At 55.9% G+C, this 6,744-nt stretch carries 5 protein-coding genes; all 5 read left to right on the forward strand.

Going from position 1 to position 6,744, the window contains the following annotated elements; all coding sequences use genetic code 11:
- Nucleotides 1-3,188: SpaA isopeptide-forming pilin-related protein (locus OCV66_RS15240; protein ID WP_262564878.1), on the forward strand; the 3,188-nt coding region annotated here is incomplete at its 5' end.
- Nucleotides 3,189-3,321: 133 nt separating this feature from the next.
- Complete coding sequence (locus tag OCV66_RS15245; protein WP_243182482.1) at nt 3,322-3,486, forward strand: hypothetical protein; 165 nt, start codon at nt 3,322-3,324, stop codon at nt 3,484-3,486.
- 72 nt (nt 3,487-3,558) lie between these two features.
- Nucleotides 3,559-4,701 (forward strand): hypothetical protein, encoded by a 1,143-nt coding sequence (locus tag OCV66_RS15250; protein ID WP_147574634.1) that lies wholly within the window; start codon nt 3,559-3,561, stop codon nt 4,699-4,701.
- A 708-nt stretch (nt 4,702-5,409) separates the two neighbouring features.
- A complete protein-coding gene (locus OCV66_RS15255) occupies nt 5,410-6,201 on the forward strand; it encodes a class D sortase (RefSeq protein WP_186950247.1) in 792 nt (263 codons plus the stop codon).
- 13 nt (nt 6,202-6,214) lie between these two features.
- A partial coding sequence (locus OCV66_RS15260; RefSeq protein ID WP_147574636.1) for a hypothetical protein occupies nt 6,215-6,744 on the forward strand: 530 nt, incomplete at its 3' end.

Below are 6,744 nucleotides of genomic sequence, written 5' to 3' on the forward strand. Positions count from 1 at the left end.
AGCTCACCTCCGTTACCACGGGTCAGGACGGCGAAGCGATGATCGAGAACCTCCAGCCCGGCACCTACCGTGTAGTAGAGGTGGACGGCGATAAGGAGCATTACAACCTGGACGCGCCGGAGCAGACCATCGAACTTGCCAGAGATCAGGCCGAGATCCCCACGCTGATTTTCCAGAATACCATCAAGAAGCACTTCGGTATCTACAAGATCGACGAGGAAACACGGGAGCCTATCCAGGGCGTTACCTTTGAGATCTGGAAGGACGGCAGGCTGCTGGGCAACTACACCACGGACGAGCATGGCCGCATCTGGCTCCCGTATGCAGAGCCGGGTACTTATCAGGCAAAGGAGGTCGTAACCGATCCCCAGTATGTTATTAACGAAAAGACGTTTACCATCGAGAACAACAGTGAATACCCCACGTTCTTCACCATTCCCAACACCCGCAAAAAGGATATTATCGTAAAGAAGATCGACCTTGATACGGGAAAGCCCATGCAGGGCGTTGTATTTGAAGGCTTCAAGGACGGCAGGAGCATCGGCATGTTCACGACCGGACCGGACGGCACGTTCATCATCGACTATGCAGACCCCGGCACATATAAGTTTGTGGAAAAGCACACGCTTGCCGGTTATGAACTGAGTACAGTCGTGCTGGAGGGCGAACACACGACAGACCGCGACCTTGTGCTGACGCTGGATAATGTCGAGCAGAAATCCCTCATTGTGAAGAAAATAGACAGCGAAACAAAAGAGCCGCTGGCAGGCGTACAGTTCAAGATCTGGCGGGACGGCATACTGCTGGGCGATTACACCACGGACGAAAATGGCCGCATTGAGATCAAAAATGCACCTGCAGGTACTTACAAGGTACAGGAGGTCAAGACCTTGAAGGAGTACATCCTGAACAATGAAGTGCTGGAGATCGAACACACGACGGCCAAGGACACCGAGCTGACGGTTGAGAACACCAGACGCCCCGGCCTGCTGATCCAGAAGATAGACGCGGAGACGCGCAAGCCGCTGAAAGACGCGGTGTTCCAGCTCAAAAAGGCAAACGGTGATATGGTCAAGGAGGATGTCATCACCGGAGGGGGCGGTACGGCGTTTATTGAGGGTCTGGAAGCCGGTAATTATATCGTGACTGAGGTCACCGCGCCGGGCGGCTATCTGATCGACAGCAACCCGCACCCCGTTTCATTGGAGGAGGGCAAGACCTACACCCTGACGGTTGAGAACACCAAAAAGCCCGGCCTGCTGATCAGGAAGATCGACAGCCAGACGAAGAAGCCGCTGCAGGGCGCGGTGTTCAAGATCACGCGCGGGGACGGCTCGGTTGTGCGTGAGAGCGTTACGACTGATGCGGACGGCGTCATCCACCTGCCTGAGCTGGATACTGGCACATACATCATCACGGAGGTTTCCGCGCCGGATGGCTATGCCATCGACGAGGCTCCCAAGACCGTGGAGATCCGCGCTGGCCAGACCTGTGAGGTGACTTTTACCAACACGAAAAAGGGCGGTTTCACCATTAAGAAGATAGACGAGGATACCCGCCAGCCGCTCAAGAATGCCGTGTTTAAGATCACCAAGTCTAACGGCGAGTTTGTCAGGGAAGCTGAAACCGACGCAAACGGTGTTATCACACTGGACGGACTGCCGGCAGGCAGCTATATTGTGACGGAGATCAAAGCACCGGACGGCTATATCCTGCAGGACACGCCCAAGGCCTTTGAGATCAGGGATGGCGGGAGCATGGAGCTGGTGTTCACGAATAAAAAGGCATACGGTTTGCAGATCCGCAAAGTCGTCAAAGGTACAAACCAGCCGCTGGACGGCTGCACGTTTACAGTGGAAAAGGCGAATGGCGAGATGGTCGGCTCGTATACCACGGATTCCTCTGGCCTTGCCACCGTGACTGGACTGGAGGACGGCGTCTATGTCGTGACCGAGGTCTCCTGCCCAGAGGGCTACCGGCTGGACGCCACCCCGCAGAACGTGATTGTAAAGTCAGGGGAGCTGGCGACCGTCACCTTTGAAAATGAAAAGCTCGCCGGTGTGCGCATTAAAAAGGTCGATGCAGTGACAGGCGAGGGTATTTACGGCGTTCGGTTCCTTATCAAGGATGAGGACAACAACCTCATCGGCGAGTACAGTACGGATCAGGACGGCTACATCGAACTGGACGACCTGCTGACAGACGGCAAGAGCGAAATCAAGCTCAAGGTCGAGGAGATCGCCGCCGCGGAGGGCTATGTGCTGGACGATACTGTGCGCACGCTCCGCGTCCGCCGCGGGGAGACGACCGAGCTTGTCATCGAGAACACCCCGATTCTCGGCCAGATCCAGGTGGTCAAGAAATCCGCGCAGGACAACCCCGTAACCAACCAGCCCAAGGGCAGTCTGCTTGAGGGCGCGGTGTTCGAAATCACCAATGCCGATACCGGCCATGTGGTGGACACCATGACCTCGGATTCCAGAGGGATTGCCGCCTCCAACCCGATCCCACTGGGCCGCTACTATGTGCAGGAGGTGCAGGCGCCGCGGTTTTATCAGCTGAACAACGAAAAGGTAGAGGCCAGGCTCAAGGTGGAAGGCGACGTGGTGCAGATCGAGATGTACAACGACCCGGCAAACATCAATACCAGCATTGAAAAGACCGGCAACTACACGGTAGACGCCGGCTCGAATATGCGGTATGACTTCACGAACATTGCAAATAACTCGAATGTTACGCTGGACAACTTCTTCTGGCATGACCGCATCCCCACGGACGCGGTGCGCGCGGCCACGCTGACCACCGGTACCTACAATGCCCGCGTCTGGTATAAGATCACCTTTAAGACCAACATGAATGATTACCGGACATTGGCGGATAACCTGCTTTCGACTAACGCATACTCGTTCAAGATCGACAGCGGCTCGCTCAAACTGGCGGCCGGCGAATATGTGACCGATATCCGCTTTGAGTTCGGCACCGTACCGGCTGGCTTCAAAATGACTGAGAAAGCGACGCTGCTGGTCTATGTGCCGGATTACATGGCGAATGGTTATAACATCATCAACAGGGCGGATTGCGGCGGCTCGTATCAGGGCGAGTGGGACAACGCTGCCAGCGCATGGGTGACTAAAATCTACCGTGCGCCCACATATACCAGTCCCACACTGCCGCAGACCGGATTCTGATTCTCTTCAATTTAATGCAGCTTTACTGAGATTGCAGGCATCTGCTATAATATCTATGTTCACAAATGCAATTTGTACTTGAGGCGATAGAATGGGAAAAAGTAACAAAATCTGTCCCAGGTGCGGGCGAAAAATGAAGCAGCAGTTCATCGGCCTGCAGCACTGCAAATGCGGCATGAGCTGGAAACGGGATATTGGTTTTTTTGAACGGGAGCCGGATATGGTATTTACACTTCAGCATAACCGCCCCGGCCAAAAGCCGAGCCGCCTGATCCGGATTGAGCGGCGGGAAAAGTAAACAGGCGGATATTCTGTGGAGCGGTTCAAACGGAACCGCTCCCTTATATTTGATTGCGAGGAGATCAAACGTATGGAAAGGAAAAAACTGAGGAGGCTGATTATGCCGCTGCTCGCCGCGCTGTTTATCGGCGCGGCGGGCGCAGTACAGGAAAGCGAACAGGTGCTGCTCGACGGCGACAAAGCAAGCTTTGAGCCGGTCAGCACCGAGCTGGTTGAGATAAACGGTGTTCCGACACTCACCAAGACTTTTGAGCTGGCGCCGGACATCGATCCCGCTCTGCTCCGTGAGGAGCCGTTTTCTCAGGACGGTTACTGGTACCGCTATCAGCGTATGGACAAGGCCGACCAGGAGATAACAGACAAAAAGCAGGCCGAGGAAACCGTTACAGCAGACGCGCCCTCCGGTGAGCTTGCGGACGTGATCGGCCAGTTCCCGGCGACACGGCCATACAGCAAAGATGGCTATACTGGCGAACTGCTGCTGGACGTGCAGAGCATTCAGGTGGAGGCGACCGGCTACAGCACGGTCACGGACAGCCATCCGCATACCGTCACCAAAACGTATGAGCTGGCCTACAATGACCGCAGCCTTGTGCCGGAGAAGGTGCAGGCAGACGGGCTGACCCTGCCGCTGACAGGCCTGAGCTGGTCTGAAACGAAAAACGTGGAGGATTCCGATGTTCCCGCGGTCTGGACGGCAACGGCAACTTACAGTAAGACCACCTATACGACCCGCGAAGTGGCGGACGGATACCGCGCTACAGCAGCCTACAGGGGCGAAGTGGGGAAAACCAGCATCGGGAGCGTGGTCTACACCGTGACCTATACGGGAAACAAGATACCGGTCCTGCCGGGGCTTGATCCAGATATCACAGTGCTGCAAATCGCCTTCGCGGCAGGGCTGGCGGTTTTACTCATTCTGGTGCTGATCTGGCGGTATATCCGCTGGCATACCGCCCGTGTCTACGTCTATAATGAAGAACGCCGCATCCATGACGTTGTGAACCGCCAGTATGTGCGGGTACGGACGCCGAAGCTGCGGCTTTCCGCGCTACAGGGGCATGAGGAAACCGAGTACACGGTTATCCTGCGGAAACGGCTCGCCAAACGGCTGGTGGGCAGGGATATCGCCATCGAGACCGGCGGCGAAGGACAGCACCATGTCGTAGAGTCCTTTGTAGGGAGCGACTACGCGTTTCAGGTGAGGATATGACAAAAGCCGCCTTATAGCGGCTTGGATTGATGGAAAGCGAAGGGATGTGATATAATCAGACCGCCAGTTAAGACGGCAGGTTGTTCCTCCGAACGGAGGTGATACCGTGGTTACTTACTCCGATCTGTTTCAGTTCGGGTTGCTGATCGTCGGCGTCATCGGCCTATGCTTTATGTATAGAAAGAAATAACCGCCCAGCGTAAACCGAGCGGCGTTTCCTCAAGCTCTAAACTTGATTAGGAACGACCGCTTGTTAGCGCCAAGCAGCCGTCTTGCTGGTATTTATTATACTGGCTGAAACGATTATTGTCAAGCCGGACTGGCAGTTATGAAGCCTGCAAAGCTGCCGCAGATTGACGGAAAACAGTCAATTGTGGTATAATCAATCGAACGGTTTTACCGTTCACGGGCGTTGCCATACGGAACGGCGGTTAGCCACACCACCCGAAAGGGGGTGAGGCCATGCGTATTACGTTACATATCGGGCCTTTCACGGTCACGATCATCGTAAAAAGCAGAAACCGCCACTCGGCAAAGTGACGGTTTCGGGGTCTATACCCTAAACTAAACTACTTACCGGGCTAACCGCTAATGGCAACGCCCTTTCTGTAATCTATTATAGCACATCCCCCGTCTTTGTCAAGAGAGCCGCTTCGTGCGGTTTATCCCTCAAAGATGGGGATTTTTTTGCAGAAGGAGATGAGTTCGATGAAAACAACGATCAAATACGCTTTCAGAGGCGCACTGGCCTGCGGTCTGCTGGTACTCAGCCTGCCGTTTGTCTCAGCGCTCGAATACCACTATGACGCAGGCCTCTATGACGACCACTTCTACACGCCCACTTCCAGTAACCATGCGCTGGATCTGGACAGCAAGGACGATTCGGGCGGCAGCGCGATCGTCGTCCCGTCGGACAGCATGGGTACGGACGCAGAACAGACCACGCCGCGCGCCGGCTCGCCCGTCATCCCGATCGGGTCGTACATAGACCCGTGGGGCAGCGCGGTGGAAAAACAGATCGCCACGGATGAAAAGCTGAACGGTCTGGAAGGCCTGTCCTTTAACCGGCTGGAGGGCATGAGCGGCGGCTATACCGCCCAGCGCCAGCTTGTTTCCACGAACGGGCATTTCGGTGCGGTATCCATTGGCAGCCGCGGCATTTTCGCCTATGTCTACCCTGGCGCTACCTATGAGAGTATGAAAAAGGGCGCCGGCCATGTGGACGGGACGAGCGTCTGGAACGGCAACGTCGCACTGTGCGGCCATAACCGCGGTTCGTGGCCGTATTTCGGTAACCTGAAATATGTGCAGGTTGGGGATATCATTACCTACAAGACCTCGCTCGGCGCCCGCACCTACCGCGTCACCTTTGCCGGTCGCATCCTTGCTACAGATACGGATGTGCTGAACCCTACGGCAGGCAACCAGATCACCATGCTCACCTGTATCGCGAACGAACCGGCTTACCGGCTCTGCGCGATTGGACAGGAAATTCAATAGGAGGCGTGATACAATGAAATTCCGCGGCATGATCGCCGCCTGCATGGCGGGGGCTCTGCTTCTGCCTACAGGCTGCGCGGACGATACACCGAAAATGGAGGTACCCGATACGGACACGGCGGTATTTACACAGATGGAACAGATAGGTTTGGAGGGATGGGATGATGCAGAGAATGAGACGGTACAGGATGTGCCGCTGGTGCGGCGTGATGTGGAACTCGCGTCAGGAGGTACGGCCGCCCTGTATGCACTTGATACGGGCGAGGAGCCGTCTGCCGGAACGGATGAACTCACATCGGTCAGCGCGGAGCTGGTGCTGAACAGCGCTGCTATCCAGCTGGGCGAATACGGCACAGTGCGCGAACTGGCCGAGAGTGAGTTGTATCACTGGGCGGACGCAAGTGAATTCGACCGCATCCAGTACACCCAGCCGCTGCAGATCAGCGAAAAACGCTTCGCCGTGCATTTGCTGCTGGACAATGCTGCGGTCGGGATGGAGCAGCTGGTGGTCTACACCGACCTGGGCGGCGTCGCCCGGGTGGA

It is taken from the genome of Agathobaculum ammoniilyticum (assembly GCF_025567315.1).
Taxonomy (GTDB): Bacteria; Bacillota; Clostridia; order Oscillospirales; family Butyricicoccaceae; genus Agathobaculum; species Agathobaculum ammoniilyticum.